Origin of the sequence: Pseudomonas aegrilactucae (genome assembly GCF_019168305.1) — a bacterium.
Classification (GTDB): Bacteria; Pseudomonadota; Gammaproteobacteria; order Pseudomonadales; family Pseudomonadaceae; genus Aquipseudomonas; species Aquipseudomonas aegrilactucae.
In genome coordinates this window covers 1-20838 of the sequence record NZ_JAHTBI010000066.1, presented here as the reverse complement: position 1 = coordinate 20838, position 20838 = coordinate 1, and the positions used below count along the sequence as shown (strand labels likewise).

Below are 20838 nucleotides of genomic sequence, written 5' to 3'. Positions count from 1 at the left end.
GTTCGCCCCAGGCATCTGCACCAGGAGTCAAGCCAATGGGTTCAATCTGGATCGTGCTGGCCATTTTCGGATGCCTGCTGTCGGCCTCGCTTGTGATGATGCACTGGTACCCCAAACTCGCCGCACGCCATCGAGATGAAGACACCAATACCGTGGTGCGGCTGGTGGCCAATATCTTCGTCGTCATGACCTCGCTGGTCTTCGGCCTGATGATCAACTCCGCCAAGAACACCTTCGAATCCATCGATGCCAGCGTGCACGCCTACGCCACCAGCCTCATCATTTTCGATCGGTCGCTGCGGGCCTACGGCGAAGCCACACAGGATATCCGCCAGCAGTATCACTCCCCGGTCGAGCAGTCGGAAGGCTCCATTTGGTCGCCTGGATGACGCTGATCTTCGCAAGCTTCGGCTACCGTGCGCCCCGCAACCCGATGGTCATCGGCATGTTCAGCGTGTCGTCCTTGCTGATCGCAGCTTCGGTCTATCTGGTGCTGGACATGAATGTGCCGTTCCACGGCCCCATACAGATCTCCGATCAGCCGCTGCGCAGGGCCCTTGCCGAAATGCAGCTCTAGGCCAGCGATGTATCCATTCCCAGGGCCCCGCGCGCCTGCACGAAATCGATGAAGCGTCGGGTCGCCAGTGGCAGGTATTCGGCTTGCCGCCAGCAAAGCCGAAAGCTCATCGGCTGCGCGGGCTGAAAAGGCACGGCCACCAGGCCCGGTGTGCACTGCTGCACCGAGCGCAGCAAGGTGGCGATGCCGACCTTGTCCCGCGCCGCCTGGATCACCAGCGAGACGAAGTTGCTCTGCAGCGCCGTTCGGTAGGCGATGCCGCGCGCCGCGACGAAATCGTCCAGCAGGTGACGTTGCAGGAAGGTCTGGTCGAAGACTGCCATGTCGACCTCGTGCAGGTCGGCAGCCTCAAGGTGAGGGCGGGTGGCCAGGGGGTGATCCGGGTGCATGCACAGCACCATTTCGTCCTCCCCCAGCAGCACCGAATCCCAGGTGGAGGTGACACGGCGCGACTCCAGCAGTGCCAGGTCGATCTCGCGCCGCTCCAGGCGCTGGCTGATGTCGTCGGCACTGCCCTCGGCCACGCTCATGATAACGCCGGGGTAAGCCTGGCGGAACGCGCTCAACAACGTAGGCAGGTAGTACAGGCCGAACATCGGGGGGATGCCCAGCCGAACCTCACCGCTCTGCAGGTCCACCATGTCGCGCAGCTCCTGGCGGGCAGTGTCCAGCTCGCGCAGCGCCGACTCGACGCGTGCCAGGTAGCGCTCACCTTCGGCGGTTGTGGTCACGCGCCGGCCGATGCGGTTGAACAGCATCACGCCCAGCTCTTCCTCCAGGCGCGTGACCGCCATGCTCAACGCCGGCTGGGCGATATGCAGGCTTTGCGCCGCCTTGGTAAAGCTGCCCTGGCGAATGATTTCGACGCAGCAGCGCAGCGCTTTGAGGTTCATTGCCGGGTCGCTCCATAACAATTTGTGATGCGGCGCATCATAACAAAGTATTTTTAATGATCACTCGGCGTGCCTAGGATAGGTCGCACACCTATTTGCCAAGGAACGCCACATGACGATTGCCTTTATCGGCCTGGGCCGGATGGGCTTGCCCATGGCCACCCGCTTGCTCACTGCGTACCCGGGATTGCAGGTGAGTTCTGCCAGCGGTCGGGCCTATGCGGCGCTCGAGGGCCTGGGGGCTCGCCCCACCGACGACCGCAAGGCGTTGGCCGCGTGCGACACGGTGTTCCTGTGCCTGCCCGACGACCAGGTGGTCGAGCAGGTGCTGTTTTGCGCGCAAGGCCTGGCCCAGTGGATGCGCCCCGGCAGCACGGTGGTCGACACCAGCACGCTCGGTTACACCCAGACGCTGGCGATCGAGCGCCGGCTGGCTGCGCTGGGCGTGCGCTTCATGGATGCACCTGTCTCGGGCATGGTGCAGCGCGCCGTCGACGGTACGCTGACGGTCATGTGCGGCGGGGCGCAGCAGGTGATCGACGACATGCGACCTTACCTGCAGGCCATGGCGTCGAACATCGTTCACATGGGCCCCGTCGGCACCGGCCAGTTGGCCAAGCTGATCAACCAGATGCTCTACAACATCAACATCGCCGCGCTCGCCGAGATCATGCCCCTGGCGTGCAAGCTCGGCCTGGAGGCGCAAGCCATCGCCACGGTGGTCAACAGTGGCACCGGGTGCAGCCATGCCTCGACGTACTTCTTGCCCCAGATCCTGGCCGGCCGCTTCGACAGCAGCTATCCCTTGCACGCTGCCTACAAGGACATGCGCCACGCGGCACACCTGAGTGCCGAGCTGGGCGTGCCGCTGCCCGTGCTGGCCGCCGCCACTGCCACCTACCAGACGGCGCTCTTGCAGGGCCATGGCAGCCAGGACAAGGGCGCCATGATCAAGGTGTTCGAAGCGCTGCTGGGTGTACAGTTTCGCAGCACGCCTGCTGCCGACGGACCCGCTTGCAGCCACCCTTTGACCTGAGGTTCAGATGACCCTTCCACTGTTCACCGCTCAATCCACTGCCGCCTTGCTGCTGCAACACTGGCACAGCGGCGAGCGTCTGCAGGCGTTGCCTGCGGCCCTCAAACCCGAAACCCTGAGCCAGGGCTATGACGCCCAGGACCAGTTGTTCGCGGCGGCCGGTGGCCGGCGCGTTGGCTGGAAGCTCGGCGTCGGCAGCCCGGCTGCCTTGCGCGCCGGCAGGCTGTCGCGAGCGCTGGTGGGGCAGTTGGACGCCGCACGTTGCCATGGCAGCGGGGTGCACATACAGCTGCCGGCGCCGACGCCGGTGACCCTGGAGTGTGAAGTTGCCTTCGTGCTCGCGCATGACGTGCAGCCTGAACCGGGGCGCAGCCCAAGGCCTGAGGACATTCGCGCTACCTGCGTAACCTTCGAGGTGGTGCGCTCGCGCTTTGTCGATCGCAAAAGTGTCGGCTGGCCGAGCTTTGTGGCCGACAACGTCGGCTTTGAAGCGCTGGTGATCGGCGAGCACGTGTGCGCCGGCATCGATGCGCCGTTGCTGGAAAGGCTGGCCGCCACCGCGGTGGTAGGCGTGGACGGTGTGCCGCGCGCCCGTGGCCTGAGTGGCGATGGCGCAACGGACCCGCTGGCGTCACTGGCCGCGTTGTACGCCCACGCCGCCGAGCGCGGCGAGGTACTGCATGCAGGGGATATCGTGACCACCGGTGCCATGTGCGAGCCCTTCGACCTGGTGGGCACAGGGCATCGTGTTTCGGTGGAGTATTTCGGCAAGGAGCTGATGCTGACGCTGTGACAGTGACGAAGGTTGTCGAGCGTTTCCTGTACCCTGCCGATCAAGCAGGCCCAACCGTGAAGTGGAGTTACTGATGACGAGTCTCTTGCCGGCGGTACTCGCCGACCTTGCGCCAGCGGGCGTATTGCATGCTGCAATCAATCTTGGCAACCCGGTGCTTGCGCAGCAGGGGGCCGATGGCCGCTTGCAGGGCGTATCGGTTGCCCTGGCCAACGCCTTGGCTCAGGAGCTGGGAGTACCGTTGCAGATGCGTGCTTACGATGCGGCCGGCAAGGTCTTTGCTGCGCTGGACGAAGGCGCCTGGAACATCGCGTTCCTGGCCATCGAGCCGGTGCGCGAAGCACAGATCGCCTTCAGTGAACCCTATGTGATCATCGAGGGCACCTACATGGTGGAGCGTGATGCCCCTTATCGGGTGGTGGCCGACCTCGATCAGCCCGGCTTGAAACTGGCGGTGGGCAAGGGTGCCGCGTACGACCTGTTCCTGTCCCGGACCTTGCGCCACGCTCAGCTGGAACGCGCCGAGACCTCGGCTGGGGCCGTCGAGCTGTTTCTGCTGCGCCATCTGGATGCCGCGGCCGGCGTACGCCAACCGTTGCAGCAGGTGGCCGCTGCCGACCTGCGGTATCGGGTGCTGGAGGATGCCTTCACCTCGATCCGCCAGGCGATGGCGGTGCCACGCGGGCGTGACGCGGGGGCGCAGTACGTACGCGCGTTTGTCGAACGCAAGAAAGCCGAGGGCTTCATTCATGCGGCGCTGGCCCAGAGTGGTCAGGCTGAGGTCACTGTTGCACCGTAGCCTTGGCCTCGGTCTGAGCCGCTGCTTGCATGTCGCGCCGCAGTTGCGCGAACAACAGATCGAGCAGCGTCGGCAATTGCCCCTTGCCCTCGGCCGACTGCGACGGGTCGCGGTGCTGATACGCCTCGAATTGCGCGCTCTTGATGTGCATGTTCAGGTTGGCTTCGTAGTCGTCGCCCAGGCGGGCTTCGAGAATCGGTGGCAGGTTCTTGTAGTAGTCCAGAATGCCCTGCAGGGTCTTGGGCGAGAAGTGCCCGTCGCGGTTGTATTCCTGCATCAGCTGGTTGGACACGTCCCTGGACCAGTCAGACTGCGCCTGGTGTGAGGCCACTCGGGCGGCGCGTCGTTCGTTGAGGGTGAAGGCACCGCTTTCGTCGTATTCGATCAACGCCAGTTGCTCCAGGGACAGGCCCTTGAACGGATTTTCGCCTTTGCCGTTGAGCGAGGCGGTTGCCTGGCTAGCCTGCTTCAGCCGTTGAGGGTCGTCCGAGTCAGGCACCTGCGCATCGCGCATTTCCTTGGATTGCTCATACACAGGGCTCTGAATCGCTTGGGTGGCCCGGTCGCCAATGGCTACCCGCTCATTTCGGCTCGTGCTGGCGTCCCGCTGCGCCGCGCGTGCGGCTGCGTCGCTGAGCATGTGTGCCAGTGACGAGATGCCGACCGTGGCCTGGCCTTCGATAGCGGGAATCGGGCCGTTGCCAGCGTTGCTCTGCGCCGTTTGTGCGACGCCTTGTGGCGCTCGCAAGGTTGTTCTGTAGGGCGTACCTGCGCCGTTGACACCATCCATGATTTTCTCCGTTTCGATCGGGCGAAAACAGCGCGTGCGCGTTGCGCTGCCACGTGCATTCCATTGAGGCACTTAACGGCGCACGCGGCGCAAACTTTAATGCGCGGCCTTCATACATTTGTACAACCCATGCGCCCGCAGCGTGTTTTTTGACGATGTTCTCCCGCACCTCACGTGCATAACCTTCTGAAAGGCGGTGTTGATTACTAAAACAAGAGGAGACAGCCATGCCTGTTCAGACGGAGCACGATCCGCGCTTGAAGCGTGCACTCAAGACGCGACACATCAGTATGCTGGCCCTGGGCGGTGTCATCGGTGCGGGGCTGTTCGTCGGCTCCAGTGCCGTGATCGCCTCTACCGGCCCCGGCGCTTTCATTACCTACGCCATCACCGGCCTGATCGTCGCGCTGGTGATGCGCATGCTCGGCGAGATGGCCGCCGCGCACCCGGCCAAGGGCTCGTTCGTCGATTACGCGCGCATGGCGTTCGGTCGCCCGGCAGGCTACATGACCGGTTGGCTGTACTGGTACTTCTGGGTCATCGTGGTCGGCTTCGAAGCGGTGGTGGGCGGCCAGATCATCAATGGCTGGTTCCCGGACCTGCCGGTGTGGGTCATCGCCCTGGGGCTGATGGTGGGCATGACCTTGCTCAACCTGATGTCGGTGCACTCCTTCGGCGAGGCCGAGTACTGGTTTGCCGGCATCAAGGTCGTCGCCATCGTGGTGTTTCTGCTGGTGACCGGCGCCTATGTCTTCAACCTCTGGCCCGGCTCGAACGCAAGCTTCAGCAACCTGACCGCGCATGGCGGCTTCCTGCCCCATGGCGTGTCGTCGCTGTTCACCGGTGTGGTGGTGGTGATCTTCTCCATGACCGGCGTGGAGGTGGCCACCCTGGCGGCGGCCGAGTCCGAGGACCCTTCGCGCAACATCCGCAAGGCCGTCAACACCGTGATGGTGCGCATCCTGGTGTTCTTCGTGCTGGCGACCTTTTTCATCGTGATCGCCCAGCCCTGGACCGAGATCACCCCCGGCAAGTCGCCTTTCGTGACCACGCTGGAACATATGGGCATCCCCGGTGCGGGCGACATGCTCACCCTGGTGATCCTGGTGGCGGTGCTGTCGGTATTGAACGCAGGGCTGTACACCTCGTCGCGACTGCTCTACGTGCTGGCCTCCAACGATGAGGCGCCACGCTGGATCGCCGCGGTCAGCAGCAGGGGCGTGCCGGTGCGTGGGGTGATTGCCTCGACGCTGGTGGGCTACGGCTGCGTGGTCATTGCCGCGGTATGGCCCGATACGGTGTTCCAGTTCCTGATCAATTCATCCGGCACGGTGTTCCTGTTCGTCTATCTGGTGATCTGCCTGTCGCAAATCAAATTGCGCCGCAAGTGGGTGCAGGAGGGGTCGCTGAAGTTCGCCATGTGGGGCCACCCGTGGCTGCCGCTGCTGGTCACGGCCTCGATCCTGGCGGTACTCGTCAGCATGGCCTTCGACCCCACCATGCAGGTCAGCCTTGTGCAATGCCTGCTCGCCATTGCCGTGATCGCCGCCTCCTACGTGCTGCTGCGCGTATCCCGCGCGGGTCGCCGCACCGAGGTCAAGACCGGGCCTGCGAGCAGCACCTAGCCCGCCGCGCCGTATCAGACACAACCCCTGTTCAGGGTCGTCAATGGGAAGCCATCAGCATGTCAGCAAAACGTGAATTGACTCAGTTACCCAACAGGCCGCTGTGGTTCGAACCCGGCCCACCGCGCGAGCGCCTGCAGGCGAGCGTGCAGGCCGATGTGGTGATCATCGGCGCGGGGTACACGGGCCTGTGGACCGCGTACTACCTGCTCAAGCAAGACCCGTCACTGCGCGTGGTATTGCTCGAGAAGCATCAGGTCGGCTTCGGCGCCTCGGGGCGCAATGGTGGCTGGGCGTCGGCCATCTTCCCGATTTCCCTGCCCAGGGTGGCGCAGATGTACTCGCACAACGCCGCCTTGCACCTGCAGGCTGCGATGAACGACACGGTCGATGAAATCGGTCGGGTGCTCGCGCTGGAGGGCGTCGAGGCGGACTACGCCAAGCAGGGCTTTCTTTCGCTGGCCCGCAGCGCACCGCAACTGGCGCGGGTTCGGGCCACAGTGGAGGCGTCGGCGCGTTTTGGGCTGCCGCAGCAGTGGCAGGCCCTGGATGCAGCCCAGGCCAGCGCCAGGGTGGGCGCACAGGGTGCAGTGGGCGGGCTGTACACCGAGCATTGCGCGCTGATTCACCCCGGCAAGCTGGTGCGTGGTCTGGCCCGGCTGGTCGAGCAGATGGGCGCCAGAATCTACGAGCAGTCGGCAGTGACCGAGCATGTACCGGGGCACGTGCAAACGGCGCACGGTTCGGTGCGCGCCGAGTTCACGGTGCGCGCCACCGAGGCCTTCACCTCGCAGCAGCCCGGTTATTCGCGCTTCGTCATCCCGCTGTATTCGCTGGTGCTGGCCACCGAGCCGCTACCGCGCGAGCTGCTCACCCGGCTCAAACTCGATCATCGCCTGGCGTTCAACGACATGCGCCACCTGCGCGTGTACGGGCAGGTCACTGCAGAAGGCCGGCTGGTGTTCGGCGGCCGCGGTGCACCCTATCAGTGGGGCTCGCGCATATCCGAGCAAGCCGACCTGGTGGACAACGTGCACCACAAGATTCACGCAGCGATGGTGGAGTTTTTCCCCGCCCTGGCCGACGCACGTATCACCCACCGCTGGGGTGGCGCACTGGGGGTTTCGCGTGACTGGTGCCCGACCGTGAGCATCGATCGCAAGAACCGTATCGCCTGGGCCGGCAACTATGTCGGTGACGGTGTCGCCACCAGCAACCTGGCGGGCCGCCTGCTGCGCAACCTGATCCTTGAACAGGACGAAGACATCAACGCGCTGCCCTTCGTCAATCATCGCTCCCCGCCGTGGGAGCCGGAGCCGCTGCGCTGGCTCGGCGTGAACAGTGGCCTTGCAGCCGCTTCGCTGAGTGATATCGAAGAGCGCATCACCCATCGTCCCTCTCGCACCGCGATGCTGCTCGAGAAACTGACCGGTGCGCATTAACAGGAGTATGCCGTGACAACATTCACGATTATCAAGGCCGCCGCCATCGCGTCGCTGCCGTTGAACCCTGCCGGCCAACGTGCCGGCGCTGACAAAGGCGATCCACAGATCGCGATCCAGACACTGGCACCGGGTGCGACGGGCAACCTGGGGGTCTGGGAGTGCGAGCCCGGCGGCTGGCCGGTGGTCAACCGGCCCGACACCGAGTTCACCTACATCATCAGTGGCCGCGCTGTGCTGACCGATGACGCGACCGGTGAAGCGGTGGACGTCACAGGGGGTGACCTGATCATCCTGCCACCCGGCTGGACCGGGCGCTGGGATGTGCTGGAGAAGGTCAGGAAGGTCTACGCGATCTACTGAGCCACGCCTGGCAGCCACCGTACGACTCATCATCAAGCTACCCATGAACGAGAAGATTCCAATGACAACTACCATCGTAAACTGGATCTCTGGCGCTGCGACGCAGGCTACCAGCGGCCAGCAACTGCCGGTGTACAACCCGGCCACCGGTGTGGTCACCGGCCAGGTGCAACTGGCCAGCCATGCAGACGTGGACGCCGCCGTGGCGTCTGCCAAGGCCGCGTTCCCGGCCTGGAGCAACCTGTCGCCGCTGCGCCGTTCGCGCGTGCTCAACCGTTTCCTGGCGCTGCTCAACGAGCACCGTGACGACCTGGCCCGGCTGATCACCGCCGAGCATGGCAAGGTGTTCACCGATGCGCAGGGCGAGGTGATGCGTGGCATCGAGGTGGTCGAGTTCGCCTGTGGCGCGCCGCAACTGCTCAAGACCGATTTCACCGATCAGGTCAGCACCAATATAGACAACTGGACCTTGCGTCAGCCGCTGGGCGTGGTGGCGGGCGTGACGCCGTTCAACTTCCCGGTGATGGTGCCGATGTGGATGTTCCCGGTGGCATTGGCCACCGGTAACACCTTCGTGCTCAAGCCCAGCCCCCTGGACCCCAGCCCGAGCCTGTACATTGCCGAGCTGCTCAAGCAGGCGGGCCTGCCGGACGGCGTGTTCAACGTCGTGCAGGGTGACAAGGAGGCGGTCAGCGCGCTGCTCGAACACCCCGATGTGCAGGCGATTTCGTTTGTCGGCTCCACGCCCATCGCCAACCACATCTACGAAACCGGCGCGCGCCACGGCAAGCGCGTCCAGGCCCTGGGTGGCGCCAAGAACCATCTGGTGGTGATGCCCGATGCCGATATCGACCAGGTCGTCGATGCGTTGATCGGTGCAGCCTACGGCTCGGCAGGCGAGCGTTGCATGGCCATCAGCGTGGCGGTCTTCGTGGGGGATGAAACCGCCGAAAAGGTCATGCCGAAACTGATCGAGCGCACGCGGGCACTGAAGGTGCTCAATGGCACCAACCTCGATGCCGAGATGGGGCCGATCGTGACCCGTGCAGCCCATGAGCGCATCACCGGCTACATCGAGCAGGGCGTCAAGGAAGGGGCGACGCTGTTGGTCGACGGCCGTGGGTTCAATGGTGAGGCGGCCGGTGAAGGCTGCGGCGACGGCTTCTGGATGGGCGGCACGCTGTTCGACGACGTCACCCCCGACATGCGCATCTACAAGGAGGAAATCTTCGGCCCGGTGCTGGCCTGCATCCGCGTCAAGGATTTCGCCGAAGCCGTGCAACTGATCAATGACCACGAGTTCGGCAACGGCGTGAGCTGCTATACGCGCGACGGTCACATCGCGCGCGAGTTCGGCCGTCGTATCCAGGTCGGCATGGTGGGCATCAACGTGCCGATTCCGGTGCCGATGGCCTGGCATGGTTTTGGCGGCTGGAAGAAGAGCCTGTTCGGCGACATGCACGCTTATGGCGAAGAGGGCGTACGCTTCTACACCAAGCAGAAGAGCATCATGCAGCGCTGGCCGCAGTCGATTGCCAAGGGCGCGGAGTTCGCCATGCCGACCAGCAACTGACGCCGTCGGTCAGTTGAACGCACAACGGCCCCGCCCACGCAGCGGGGCCGTTGTGCATTCAGCGTTTGCCCTCCAGCAGTTCGGTGTTCTTGCCGGCCTGCAGCGCAATCCAGAAGCGCGCGATGCCCTGGGTGGTGGTGGGCTTGATCCCGGTCAGTTGCTCCACCAGCTTGAGGCGGTAGACCAGCGTCTGGCGGTGTATGCCCAGGTCCGAGGCGGCGGCTTTCCAGTTGCCGTCATTGTCGAGGAACGTCATCAGGGTCTGCAGCAAGGCGGCGCCCTGGCTGCGGTCGTGCTCGATCAACGGGCCCAGGTAACGCCCCACCAGTGCGCGGGCCTCCTCCAGGGATTTGGGGGCCATGATCAGCCCGGTCTCGGCTTCTGCGTAGCGCAGTAGCGGCGCGCCGGTTTCCCGGGCCTGGGTCAGCGCCAGGCGCGCTTGCCTGACGCTTTCACGAAACCCGGTGGCCGCCGCAATGGGGCCGCTGATGCCGATCACGGTGCCAGCCCCCAGATTGCCCCGCAGGGCAGCGAAGGTTTCGCTGTCATCCTGGCTGAGTGCCAACAGCAGGGGCGTGTCGTTGAGCAACAGCGGGCTGGCGCGATGCAGGGCGGGTGACTGGTGTATCTCCTGGGCAGGCCAAGGCCCGTTGCAACCGGGCAGGATCGCCAGGCTCACCAGTGGGCCGACCAGGCCCCGACGCTCCAGCAGGGGGCGGGCGAGGGTGAGCTCGGTCTCACTGTCGAGCAGGCTGCGCAGCAGTGCGGCGCCTTCTTCACGCTGCTGATCGCGGTGAATCAGCAGCCGTTCCAGTTCCACCCCCAGCAGCCCAACCAGCGAGCGCACCAGAATCGCGTCATCCTGCGTGCGCTTGCCGGTGCGCACCATCACCAGGTTGGCCCGCGTACGGCCACCAATCGGTATGCGTTCGACGCCTTCGTGCGCCTTGTCATCGGTCAGGGCAGTGTCGACGATGCAGGCACCACTGACCGCATCCTCGATGGCCAGGTTCAGCTTCAGCGTGCTCGCCAGGATCGACAGTCGCCCGGCCATTTCGGGGGCTTTGCGCAGTGCTTCGGCGTAGGTCTGGAACAGGCGCTCGCTGGCATTGAAGCGTTCGCGCTGGGCCTGCAGAACGCTTTCGATCACGTAGTGGGAAAGCTTCACGAACTCCAGCTCGAAGCTGGCTTGCAGCACCGGGAACATCAGGCGATCAGCCGCCTCCAGGAAGTTGCGCGAAAGGGGCGGCGCGTCTGGCCTGGGGGCAACCACCAGGGCGCTGGCATTGCTCTGCACCAGTTGTTCGAGCCAGGTGGTCTGCGCCTTTGCAGCACGCGGGATGCCCAGCCCTGTGGTCATCACCAGGTCGCCGGGCGATACCCAGCGCCACGGGTCGGGCAAATCGACGGTATGCGCCCAGGTGATTTGCCGGCTGGTACCGGCCAGGCCTGCCACTGCCTGCAGCTTGAGCAGCTCGATATCGATCAGGTCCTGCACGGTTAGCATAAGGGTACCGTTGTGCGTTTCTTGAGTGGCCATGCTACCGGCTAACGTCGCAGGTCACCACGTCTACAGGGGGCAGTTGGGGCTGCGAAAGAAACGCATCGACCTGCCGTCTGCCGCGCAGATGCAGCACCGGCACCTGCGGCCCCTTGGCCAGGCGCACCACGGGCAAACCCAGGCGCTTGCCCAGCGCGCGGGCGAGCGTGGATTTGCCGCTGCCGGCGTTGCCCAGAATCACGATCCGCTGCATGGAGGACTTCCTGTCGGGAAAAAGCCGGCAATTGTGCGGGTTTTTCGCGGTCGGAGAAAGGCGCACGGGCGCACTTCGTGTTCTCATGTTTGGACAGTGAACCCTTCCACGCACAGAAGGATTGAAGCGTGAACGCAATGCAAGACTGGCTGGACAGGCTCAGGAGCCACGGGCCTGCGCCCACATTGGCAGAGTATCGGCGTAACAAGGCGCTGGCACTGCTGTCAGGGGCAGGGGAGGACATAGCCTGGGCCGAACTCAGCCGCCACGAAAATGGCTTCGTTCGAGAGGTCGCAGTGCGAGCCCTGTGCAGCGAGCGATCTTGCGAAGCCCTGGTGGCATTGATCGAACGCTTGAATGACTGGGTGGCGCAGGTGCGCGAGCTGGCCGCAGCGGGCCTTGATCAGTATCTGACACCGGCTCAGGCCCCCGCGTTGCTGTTTGCGCTGGACGGGCTCATCGCACTGGCTGCGCGCCAGCGGGCCGATCATGGCCCTACGCTGCTGGCCGTACGTGGGGTACTGCAGGCTCGCGAAGTACACGACCAGGTCTACGCACATTTTCTTGCACGCCAGGGTAAAGCGGCGCGCTATCTGTTTGCGCTGTTGCTGGAAAACCACGTCGGCGAGCCTGCGCTGTTGCGTGACGCCCTGGCCCATCGCGAGCTGACCGTTCGCCTGGCCGCCGTGTCGGCCTGCCAGGCCTTGCCGGTTGCGCAGGCGGTGCCACTGCTGATGCAGGCCATGTCCCGACCCGGTGCCAACGTGCGTGTGGCGGTGCTGCGCGCGCTGCTGCCGTTGCTCGACGATGCCAGGCCGGTGTTGCGCACCGCCTTGCTCGATGCGTCGCCTTCGATCCGTAGCCTGGCGCGCTGGGCAGCGCCGCGCCACGAGGTCGATGCGCGTGCTGTGCTGGCCGAGCGGCTGGATCAGGGCCTGCCCGGCACACGTCAGGATTGGCTCGGTACGCTCGGCCTGGCCGCAGAGCTGAACGTCGGCCTCGCCGAGCAGTGGCTGACCGAAGCGCTGCACTCGTCCTGGCCCAGCGTGCGCCATGGCGCCGTACGGCTGCTGGGGGATCACCGGCTGCCCGCACTCTTCGAGGCGCTGGAGGACCCGTCGGAGCGCGTGTTCGCGGCCGTGATCGATCGGCTGCACCCGCAGCCGTGGGCAGCGCTCAACGCTGGGTTGCGCGCCACGCTGGATCAGCACTGGCATGCACTGTCGCTCGCGCGCCGTCAGGCAATACTGCATCTGCTACCGGGTTGGCAGCAGTTGGCGTACCTGCTGGGGCGGCTGGATGCGGAGCCTGTGATGCAGGCGTTCTGGCTTGGCCAGGTCGAGCAGTGGTGCGATCGCCAGTATCGGATTGTCGATCCCGTGACGCCCAGGGGCGAGCGCGCAGCGTTGCAGCAAACACTTCGGAACTTGGCAGGCGCAGGCCTCCTCAAACGCGAGCGCATTGCCCGAATTGTTGAGTGAGGGCGCTTGCGCAGGCGTATTTCACCGCACCGATTTGACGCGTAAGCTCACCTGATCGAGTGCAGACTCCCTCAAGCGACACGATGGTGCGCAAGTGGCCGAAACGTTCAAAAATCTCACCCGCGAACAGCTTGAAGCCGAGGTCATGCACTTGCGTGCAGCCCTGGAACGGGACGCCAACCGCTCGGCACTGGCCAGCAGCCAGGCGCGCTACCGGCTGGCGGTCAAAGCCACCAATGACGCCATCTGGGACTGGGACCTGATCGCCAACCAGGTGCAATGGAACGATGCGCTGGAAGAGGCGTACGGCTACCCACTGGCCTCGATAGAAATGACCGGCGACTGGTGGATGGCGCAGATCCACCCCGACGATCGCGCGCGCGTCGACGCCTCGATCCACGCCGTGATCGATGGCAGCGGCAGTGCCTGGACCGAGGAGTACCGGTTTCGCCGCGCAGACGGGAGCTACGCCGAGGTGCTCGACCGCGGGCATGTGATCCGTGATGCCACTGGCCTGGCCACCCGCATGATCGGTGCCATGCTCGACCTCACCCGCATGCGCAGCACTGAAGCCGCATTGCGCCAGAGCGAGGAACGCTTCAGGACCATTCTGGAGACTGTGGAGGCGGCCTTCGCCATCGTGCAGGTGAAATTCGATGCCGATGACAAGCCCATCGACTATTGCTTCGTCGAGGCCAACGCCGCCTTCGAACGCCAGGCCGGCGTGGACCTGCGCGGCAAGTGGGTCACCTCGTTCGCGCCAGACCTGGAGCCGTTCTGGTTCGAGACCTATGGTGGCGTGGCCAAGACCGGCATCCCCGCCAACTTTGAAAGCTATGCCAAAAGCTTTCAGCGCTGGTTTGACGTACGGGCGTTGCGAGTAGGCGACCCTGCCGCGCGCCAGATCGCCATTCTGTTCAGCGACGTGACGGGGCGCCGCAACGCCGAGGAGCGTCTTCGCGAAAGCGAAACCATTGCCCGCGAAAACGTCGAGCGCGTTCAGTTGGCGCTTGCTGCCGGCGCGATCTTTGGCACCTGGCACTGGGACCTGCCCAACGACAGTTTCACCGTCGATGAGGCGTTTGCCCGCGCCTTCGGCCTGGACCCGGCCCTGGGCCATGAAGGCATCAGCCTGGAACAGATCATCGCCACCGTGCACCCGGAGGACCGCGCAGGGCTCAGGCAAGCCATCGACGAGGTGATCGCCCGGGGCGGCGCCTATGCCTACCAGTACCGGGTGCGGCGTGCCGACGGCAAGTACTACTGGATCGAGGCCAATGGCCGCGTCGACCACGCCGAAGACGGCACCCCGTTGAGCTTCCCGGGTGTGTTGATCGACGTGGAGGAACGGCGCTCGGTCGAGGCGCAGCGTGACCGTGCCACCGCCGCCTTGCGCTCGCTCAACGAGACCCTGGAGCAGCGCGTGGCCGAGCGCACCGCCGAGCTGATGCAGGCTGAGGAGAAGTTGCGCCAATCCCAGAAAATGGAAGCGGTCGGCCAACTCACCGGTGGCCTGGCCCACGACTTCAACAACCTGCTGGCGGGTATCTCGGGCGCGCTCGAGTTGATGGCCACGCGCATTGCCCAGGGCCGTCTGGCCGATGTCGACCGCTACCTGGTGACCGCGCAGGGTGCGGCCAAGCGTGCGGCGGCTCTGACGCACCGCCTGCTGGCCTTTTCCCGACGCCAGACACTCGATCCCCGTCCTACCAACATCAGCACGCTGGTGGAGGGCATGATCGAGCTGATCCAGCGCACGGTGGGCCCCAGCATCGACGTGCAGACGGTGACCTCAGCCGACCTGTGGCCGGCGCGGGTAGACACCAGCCAGCTCGAGAATGCGCTGTTGAACCTGTGCATCAACTCCCGCGATGCCATGCAGGACGGCGGGCGAATCACCATCGAGACCGCCAACCACTGCATGAACGCGCAGGATGCCCGTGCCCTTGACCTGCCGCAGGGCGAGTACCTGACCCTGTGCGTGACGGACACCGGCACCGGCATGCCGGCCGATGTGGTGGCCAAGGCGTTCGATCCGTTCTTCACCACCAAGCCGATTGGCCAGGGCACGGGTTTGGGCCTGTCGATGATCTACGGGTTTGCCAAGCAGTCGGGCGGGCAGGTGCGCATCGCGTCAGAGGAGGGCAGTGGCACGACGATGTGCATCTATCTGCCGCGTTACCACGGGGAGGCGGTTGCGCGTGAGGATCAGGGCAACGAGCTTGCTGCTGCCTGTACCGTAGGTGGCGAGACGATTCTGGTGGTGGATGACGAGCCTACGGTTCGCCTGTTGCTCAGCGACGTGCTGACCGACCTGGGCTATGCCGTGATCGAGGCGGCCGACAGCGTGGCCGGGCTGAACGTGCTGCGCTCCGATGTGCGCATAGACCTGCTGATTACCGACGTCGGCTTGCCGGGCGGCATGAATGGCCGGCAGATGGCGGATGCGGCGCGCCAGCTACGGCCGGGGCTCAAGACGTTCTTCATCACGGGGTATGCCGAAAGCGCAGCACTCGGTGACGGGCATCTGGAGCCCGGTATGCATGTGCTGATCAAGCCCTTTGCGGTCGATACGCTGGCGGCGCGGGTGCGTGAGTTGATGAGTGCCTAGGCGCAGTGGGAAGCCGTTCACGTCTGACCTGCAGTGCAATGGTGGCGAAGCCTTTGCCCGTACCACGGCATTCAACATGAAAAAAATTACAGTTGTGCGCAAGAAAAATGAGTTTGCCGCATGATCGCCTGACCCCGACAATCACCCTCATTGACGCTTCCTTTGCTGACTGACCGTGCAAGAACCTGACGAGTCAAACGCTACAACAGAAAATCAGGAAGCGTGTCCACTTCAAGGATCAGGGTGCAAGATCACAATGAGCAACGAATTTACATTTGCGATTAAACGCATCTGTTTCGATGAACACTATCGCCCATCGGACACTACGCGCATCACCACCAACTTTGCCAACCTGGCCAGAGGCAGCCGCCGCCAGGAGAACTTGCGCAATACGTTGAGCATGATCGACAACCGCTTCAACGCGTTGGCGCATTGGGACAACCCCAAGGGCGATCGCTACGCTGTACAGCTTGAAATCATTACGGTCGAGATGGCGATTGATGCCAACAGCGATGACACTGCGCTGCCCTTGATTGAAGTATTGAAAACGACGGTGATTGACCGCAAAACCAACGAGCGCATCGATGGTATCGTCGGGAACAATTTCTCTTCTTATGTCCGAGATTATGACTTCAGCGTGCTGTTGCTCGGGCACAACAAGAACCAGCCCTGCTTCAGCACGCCCGATGGTTTCGGGGAGCTGCACGGCAAGCTCTTCAAATGCTTCGTGAACTCAAGTGCCTACAAGCAGCACTTCAACAAGCCGCCGGTGATTTGCCTGAGCGTGTCGAGCAGCAGGACGTACACACGGACTGAAAACCAGCATCCCGTATTGGGCGTCGAGTACCAGCAGGATGAGTATTCGCTCACCGATGAATACTTCAGGAAAATGGGGTTGAAGGTTCGTTATTTCATGCCTTCAAACAGTGTGGCACCGTTGGCGTTCTATTTTGCCGGTGACTTGCTGGGTGACTACACCCCCCTTGAACTCATCAGCACCATCAGCACGATGGATACCTTCCAGAAGATTTACCGGCCGGAGATCTACAACGCGAACTCTGCCGCAGGAAGGTCCTATCAGCCAAGCCTGAAGCATCAGGACTATTCATTGACTCGAATTGTTTATGACCGAGAAGAACGTAGTCGGCTGGCTATCGACCAAGGGAAGTTTGCCGAAGAGCACTTCATCAAGCCCTACCACGCCATGCTTGAGCAGTGGTCCGCCAATCACGCGTTTTGACCACTCGACGACACAAGGCCAACCCTCATGAAAAAATTGCTACCCACCTCAACGGCCGGCAGCTTGCCTAAACCCGCCTGGCTTGCACAACCCGAGACGCTCTGGTCGCCATGGAAATTAGAAGGCGATGAGTTGATCGAGGGCAAACACGATGCATTGCGTTTGTCGTTGCAAGAACAACAGCAGGCAGGCATCGACATTGTCAGCGACGGTGAGCAAACGCGCCAACACTTCGTCACCACGTTTATCGAACACCTCAGCGGGGTTGATTTCGAGAAGCGTGAAGTCGTCAGGATTCGTGATCGCTATGAAGCGAGCGTACCGACGGTGGTAGGGGCTGTGGCGCGCCAGAAACCGGTGTTTGTTGAAGACGCCAGGTTCCTGCGTCAGCAAACCAGCCAACCCATCAAATGGGCGCTGCCTGGCCCCATGACGATGATCGATACGCTGTCTGACAAACACTATAAAAGCCGCGAGAAACTGGCGTGGGAATTCGCCAGGATTCTCAATCAGGAAGCCAGGGAGCTAGAAGCTGCAGGTGTCGATATCATTCAGTTCGATGAGCCGGCCTTCAACGTATTCTTCGATGAGGTAAATGAGTGGGGCGTTGCCGCCCTGGAAAGAGCAGTCGAAGGGCTTAAATGTGAAACGGCTGTGCATATTTGCTACGGCTACGGCATCAAGGCCAATACCGATTGGAAGAAGACGCTGGGGTCGCAGTGGCGGCAGTATGAAGAGGCTTTCCCCTCGCTGCAAAAATCCAGTATCGACATCATTTCGCTGGAGTGTCACAACTCTCACGTGCCCATGGAGCTCCTCGAACTCATTCGCGGCAAGAAAGTGATGGTAGGGGCCATTGACGTGGCAAGCCACAGCATCGAAACGCCAGAGGAAGTGGCCAATACCTTGCGCAAAGCCCTTCAGTTCGTCGATGCCGAAAAGCTCTACCCTTGCACCAACTGTGGCATGGCGCCCTTGCCGCGTCGTGTGGCAAGCGGCAAGTTGCAGGCGCTGAGTGCAGGCGCAGACATCGTTCGAAGAGAACTTCAGCAGTAGTGCCGAGCCCCACCCGCAAGTGGCATATGGGAACGATGGACGCAGCAGATTGAACAGTTCCCAACACGTTCGGGCCGCCCTCATTAGTCAGGATTTGCCATGTCACTTCCAGGTACTGCCATCGAGCCTTTGCGCTTTCGCGAGGCGCTCGGGCACTACGCCTCCGGTATTACGGTCATTACATCACTCAGTGATGACGAGCCGATTGGCTTCACGTGCCAGTCATTCCATAGCGTGTCGATGAGCCCGCCGCTGGTGTCTTTCAGCGTGATGTGCAACTCGGCCAGCTATCCCGGAATTCGCCAGGCAGGCCGATTCGCAGTCAACATCCTGTCGGGTGCGCAGGTCGGGATTTCCAACCAGTTCGCCCGGCGAGGCACAGACAAGTGGCACGGCGTCGAATGGCAGCGTTCGCCGCTGGGTAATCCGCTCATTGCCGGCAGCCTGCACTGGCTCGATTGCGAAATTCACGCAGAACACGCCGCAGGCGATCACCTGATCGTGATTGGTGAAGTGAAAGCGTTAAGCCTGCAGGCAGCGGACACCGCGCAGCCATTGCTGTATTTCAAAGGGCGGTATTGCAACCTGGCCGCGCATGGCGCGAACTGCTGATGATCGACCAAGCGAAGCCAGCACCCAGGGATTGGCATGAAGCCTCAGCGGCGATTCCCCGGCAATGGCCCACAAGCCGCAGGGCGTCATCATGGGGTCAAGGTGGTCACCAATCTAGCTGTTTCACTACGGCATGCATGACACCCGCGGCCATTTCTTCAATGCTGCGCGTTCCGTCAATTATTCTCAGCGGCAGGGTCTGTTCTGATATCCACACTTCGTGTCGTGCTCTGTTGCGCCCGGAAAACGCCGGATTGTCATACTCCGAGGCCCACGCGCGAAAAGCGACATGTATGTCATGCATGTCGCCACCGGGGGCGATCCGATCGCCAAAGCGTGCCTGCTCACGGGCGGCCAGCCGTTCAAGGCGCACGGTAGTTGGCGTTTCAACAAACACGATCAGGTCGGCCTTGGCAATCAACGCTTCCCCCCAGCCATTGCACGAACCGGTCAGCACCCAGTCGTCGTCACCGAGTGCTTGCTCGATCATGCACACGCGCTCATTGGGCGGCCGCTTGACCGAGAAGGGCGGATTGGTGGGCAGCCAGTAGAAGTCATCCTGCTCCTTGATCGGTGGAGCTGTCACTCATCGCTGCTAAACGAAAGGGTGGCAGCTGTACGCGGGTTAGCAGACCAGGGATCAAGGAACCCGGCGCGCACGAGTGCGCCCCACGCACAACCGCCATAACACGAGACAACGGGCGATAAAAAAGCGCCAGTTGAACGAGGAACGGGCGCTTTGTGCACCTTGATTTTTTGACAGGCTGCTAAACCCGGTCACTGGATTTACAGCGACTGCGCAAGGTTAACGGGGTTGGGGTGGGGATTCAAGTTTCTGGCTGAGGGCAGGATGAAGGGTTACCGTCTGAGTGCTGATTGCATTCACTTTGACGATCTTGCTTGCTTTTGAATTCAAAGGCTTAAGGCGTGCAGGGTGGCCGGTGCTTGAGGCTGACCAATACGTTGCTGCCTGTTGCGGCAGCTAGAGATTCTGGTCGTATGCGGCCTTTGGAAGGCCGCTTACGACCCATTGCGGCCGTTCGCGAAGGGCGGATATCGGCCAAAATCGGATAGTGATAGAAAAATAAATCTGTCGCCTTTCGATCGTCTTTTTTGGCTGTGGGTTGTCAGCAGTGGCAATTGCGGGCAACGTTGTATCGCTCGGTTATCACGACTTTGAAAATAAGGATGGATAATGAAACTCAAGGAATGGGCTCAACTCGAGGCCCTTTATAAAATCAGTCGTAAACAACCCAATAAACACATATTTAAACTCAACAATGCTCGCAAGTTATGGCCAATGTGGTCAGCGATAGGGTCAACCGCATTGCTTTTTGTGTTCGCAATGTTCGGCATCAAGAACCTTACGCTGATTCCTTACACCTACATGGCACTGGCTCCTTGGGCTCTTCTGCTCTATGTCACGCGCCTTAAAGCATTGCGCATGGTTTACCCGCAGCAGTTTGCAGATCACGCGATTGACCACCAGCCGAGCCTAGAAAGGGAAAACACCCTTTGTTATGCCTTCTTTCTGGAGGGATTGCGCAAGGAGGGCTACACGGTTGAGAAACTACGCGAGTTGTCAGCTTATGCTGGCCTGACCGGAAAACCCGCCAGGCCTGCTTTATCCCAGAACCTGAGTTTCGCCTCTCTGATCGCGCTGATGATCGCGTTGTGCACGGAAATTATTAAAGCCACGCCTTTGTTCACATGGGGCAAGGGCTCGGTGATCGTGGTGCTGGGTATGGGCGCACTGTTCTTGAACTGGCTGGTACTGGACGGTATTCGCAGCGTTTCCTATGAGCGGATGTGCATAAAACGCTATGTCGAAATGGCCGTTTTCGACTTGGCTGAACTTCTTGATAAGACCGCCGAGTTACCTGTCGAGCAGCAGCTACCGGCGGTGTTGAGCACCGCAGAACGAGACAGTAGCGTCAGCCCTGTCGCTGATTTGTCCTAGCTTTTGGCTGCGAGTTAGATGCAGCCCTTTCAAGGTATTTAGGTAGAACAGGCGTAACCGTCCGGCGAAGTCACCTACCCGACCCCTGCAATAAGGGCGATGTTCTCCACTTAAAAAATACGTGGACACCATCGCCCTTATCATATGGTACGAAAATCTAAAAAAGTGGAAATGAGGGAAGGCGGCTGCCAGCCCTCAAATGCGAATCTGATGCCTACGGATTCTCCGATCAA

Annotated in this window: 19 protein-coding genes and 1 pseudogene; 15 read left to right on the top strand and 5 right to left on the bottom strand. The window is 62.2% G+C overall.

Features of this window, described 5'->3' with window-relative positions; genetic code table 11:
- Window positions 1–35 precede the first annotated feature (35 nt).
- Both KUO17_RS18135 and KUO17_RS26745 read left to right on the top strand, forming a co-directional pair.
- Window positions 36–389, top strand: a complete 354-nt coding sequence (locus KUO17_RS18135) for a bestrophin-like domain (protein WP_255263659.1) — start codon at window positions 36–38, stop codon at window positions 387–389.
- Window positions 386–577: a bestrophin-like domain gene (locus tag KUO17_RS26745; protein WP_255263658.1), complete on the top strand. Its 192-nt coding sequence runs from the start codon at window positions 386–388 to the stop codon at window positions 575–577. Before KUO17_RS18135 ends, KUO17_RS26745 begins: the two co-directional genes overlap by 4 nt.
- Here the strand turns inward: KUO17_RS26745 and KUO17_RS18130 are convergent.
- Window positions 574–1470, bottom strand: a complete 897-nt coding sequence (locus KUO17_RS18130; protein WP_217976903.1) for a LysR family transcriptional regulator — start codon at window positions 1468–1470, stop codon at window positions 574–576. The two genes, KUO17_RS26745 and KUO17_RS18130, sit on opposite strands and share 4 nt — an antisense overlap.
- A 112-nt stretch (window positions 1471–1582) precedes the next feature.
- Between KUO17_RS18130 and KUO17_RS18125 the strand changes: the two genes are divergently transcribed.
- From KUO17_RS18125 to KUO17_RS18115, 3 genes are all read left to right on the top strand, one after another.
- Window positions 1583–2506, top strand: a complete 924-nt coding sequence (locus KUO17_RS18125; protein ID WP_217976902.1) for an NAD(P)-dependent oxidoreductase — start codon at window positions 1583–1585, stop codon at window positions 2504–2506.
- Between the two features lie 7 nt (window positions 2507–2513).
- Window positions 2514–3299: a 2-keto-4-pentenoate hydratase gene (locus tag KUO17_RS18120; RefSeq protein ID WP_217976901.1), complete on the top strand. Its 786-nt coding sequence runs from the start codon at window positions 2514–2516 to the stop codon at window positions 3297–3299.
- 73 nt (window positions 3300–3372) lie between these two features.
- Complete coding sequence (locus KUO17_RS18115; protein ID WP_217976900.1) at window positions 3373–4098, top strand: transporter substrate-binding domain-containing protein; 726 nt, start codon at window positions 3373–3375, stop codon at window positions 4096–4098.
- Here KUO17_RS18115 and KUO17_RS18110 read toward each other — a convergent pair.
- Complete coding sequence (locus KUO17_RS18110) at window positions 4082–4888, bottom strand: hypothetical protein (RefSeq protein ID WP_217976899.1); 807 nt, start codon at window positions 4886–4888, stop codon at window positions 4082–4084. The two genes, KUO17_RS18115 and KUO17_RS18110, sit on opposite strands and share 17 nt — an antisense overlap.
- A gap of 227 nt (window positions 4889–5115) precedes the next feature.
- On the opposite strand from KUO17_RS18110, the gene KUO17_RS18105 reads away from it, so the two are divergent.
- From KUO17_RS18105 to KUO17_RS18090, 4 genes are all read left to right on the top strand, one after another.
- On the top strand, window positions 5116–6513 hold the full coding sequence (locus KUO17_RS18105) for an amino acid permease (RefSeq protein WP_217976898.1): 1398 nt from the start codon (window positions 5116–5118) through the stop codon (window positions 6511–6513).
- A gap of 59 nt (window positions 6514–6572) precedes the next feature.
- On the top strand, window positions 6573–7955 hold the full coding sequence (locus KUO17_RS18100; protein ID WP_255263657.1) for an NAD(P)/FAD-dependent oxidoreductase: 1383 nt from the start codon (window positions 6573–6575) through the stop codon (window positions 7953–7955).
- 12 nt (window positions 7956–7967) lie between these two features.
- The gene (locus KUO17_RS18095; RefSeq protein WP_217976897.1) at window positions 7968–8318 is read left to right on the top strand and encodes a cupin domain-containing protein; all 351 of its coding nucleotides are present in this window, start codon (window positions 7968–7970) and stop codon (window positions 8316–8318) included.
- 61 nt (window positions 8319–8379) lie between these two features.
- Window positions 8380–9891, top strand: a complete 1512-nt coding sequence (locus tag KUO17_RS18090) for a CoA-acylating methylmalonate-semialdehyde dehydrogenase (protein WP_217976896.1) — start codon at window positions 8380–8382, stop codon at window positions 9889–9891.
- A gap of 58 nt (window positions 9892–9949) precedes the next feature.
- Here the strand turns inward: KUO17_RS18090 and KUO17_RS18085 are convergent, their stop codons facing one another.
- Window positions 9950–11398 carry a PucR family transcriptional regulator gene (locus tag KUO17_RS18085; RefSeq protein WP_217976895.1) on the bottom strand — a complete coding sequence of 483 codons (1449 nt, stop codon included), beginning with the start codon at window positions 11396–11398 and terminating at the stop codon, window positions 9950–9952.
- A gap of 151 nt (window positions 11399–11549) precedes the next feature.
- Window positions 11550–11645, bottom strand: a pseudogene (locus KUO17_RS18080) (AAA family ATPase); the annotation flags it as partial.
- A 296-nt stretch (window positions 11646–11941) separates the two neighbouring features.
- Here KUO17_RS18080 and KUO17_RS18075 point away from each other — a divergent pair.
- From KUO17_RS18075 to KUO17_RS18055, 5 genes are all read left to right on the top strand, one after another.
- Window positions 11942–13126, top strand: a complete 1185-nt coding sequence (locus KUO17_RS18075) for a PBS lyase (protein ID WP_341869632.1) — start codon at window positions 11942–11944, stop codon at window positions 13124–13126.
- 145 nt (window positions 13127–13271) lie between these two features.
- Window positions 13272–15737, top strand: coding sequence for a PAS domain-containing protein (locus KUO17_RS18070; RefSeq protein WP_217976937.1), 2466 nt, complete (start codon window positions 13272–13274; stop codon window positions 15735–15737).
- Between the two features lie 256 nt (window positions 15738–15993).
- Complete coding sequence (locus tag KUO17_RS18065) at window positions 15994–16977, top strand: DUF1852 domain-containing protein (RefSeq protein ID WP_217976893.1); 984 nt, start codon at window positions 15994–15996, stop codon at window positions 16975–16977.
- A 27-nt stretch (window positions 16978–17004) separates the two neighbouring features.
- On the top strand, window positions 17005–18033 hold the full coding sequence (locus KUO17_RS18060; protein ID WP_217976892.1) for a methionine synthase: 1029 nt from the start codon (window positions 17005–17007) through the stop codon (window positions 18031–18033).
- Window positions 18034–18132: 99 nt separating this feature from the next.
- Window positions 18133–18645 carry a flavin reductase family protein gene (locus tag KUO17_RS18055; RefSeq protein ID WP_217976891.1) on the top strand — a complete coding sequence of 171 codons (513 nt, stop codon included), beginning with the start codon at window positions 18133–18135 and terminating at the stop codon, window positions 18643–18645.
- Between the two features lie 106 nt (window positions 18646–18751).
- On the opposite strand, the gene KUO17_RS18050 is transcribed toward KUO17_RS18055, so the two are convergent.
- Window positions 18752–19231 (bottom strand): P-loop NTPase family protein, encoded by a 480-nt coding sequence (locus KUO17_RS18050; RefSeq protein ID WP_341869631.1) that lies wholly within the window; start codon window positions 19229–19231, stop codon window positions 18752–18754.
- Window positions 19232–19840: 609 nt separating this feature from the next.
- Here KUO17_RS18050 and KUO17_RS18045 point away from each other — a divergent pair.
- Window positions 19841–20605 carry a hypothetical protein gene (locus tag KUO17_RS18045; RefSeq protein WP_217976890.1) on the top strand — a complete coding sequence of 255 codons (765 nt, stop codon included), beginning with the start codon at window positions 19841–19843 and terminating at the stop codon, window positions 20603–20605.
- Window positions 20606–20838 lie beyond the last annotated feature (233 nt).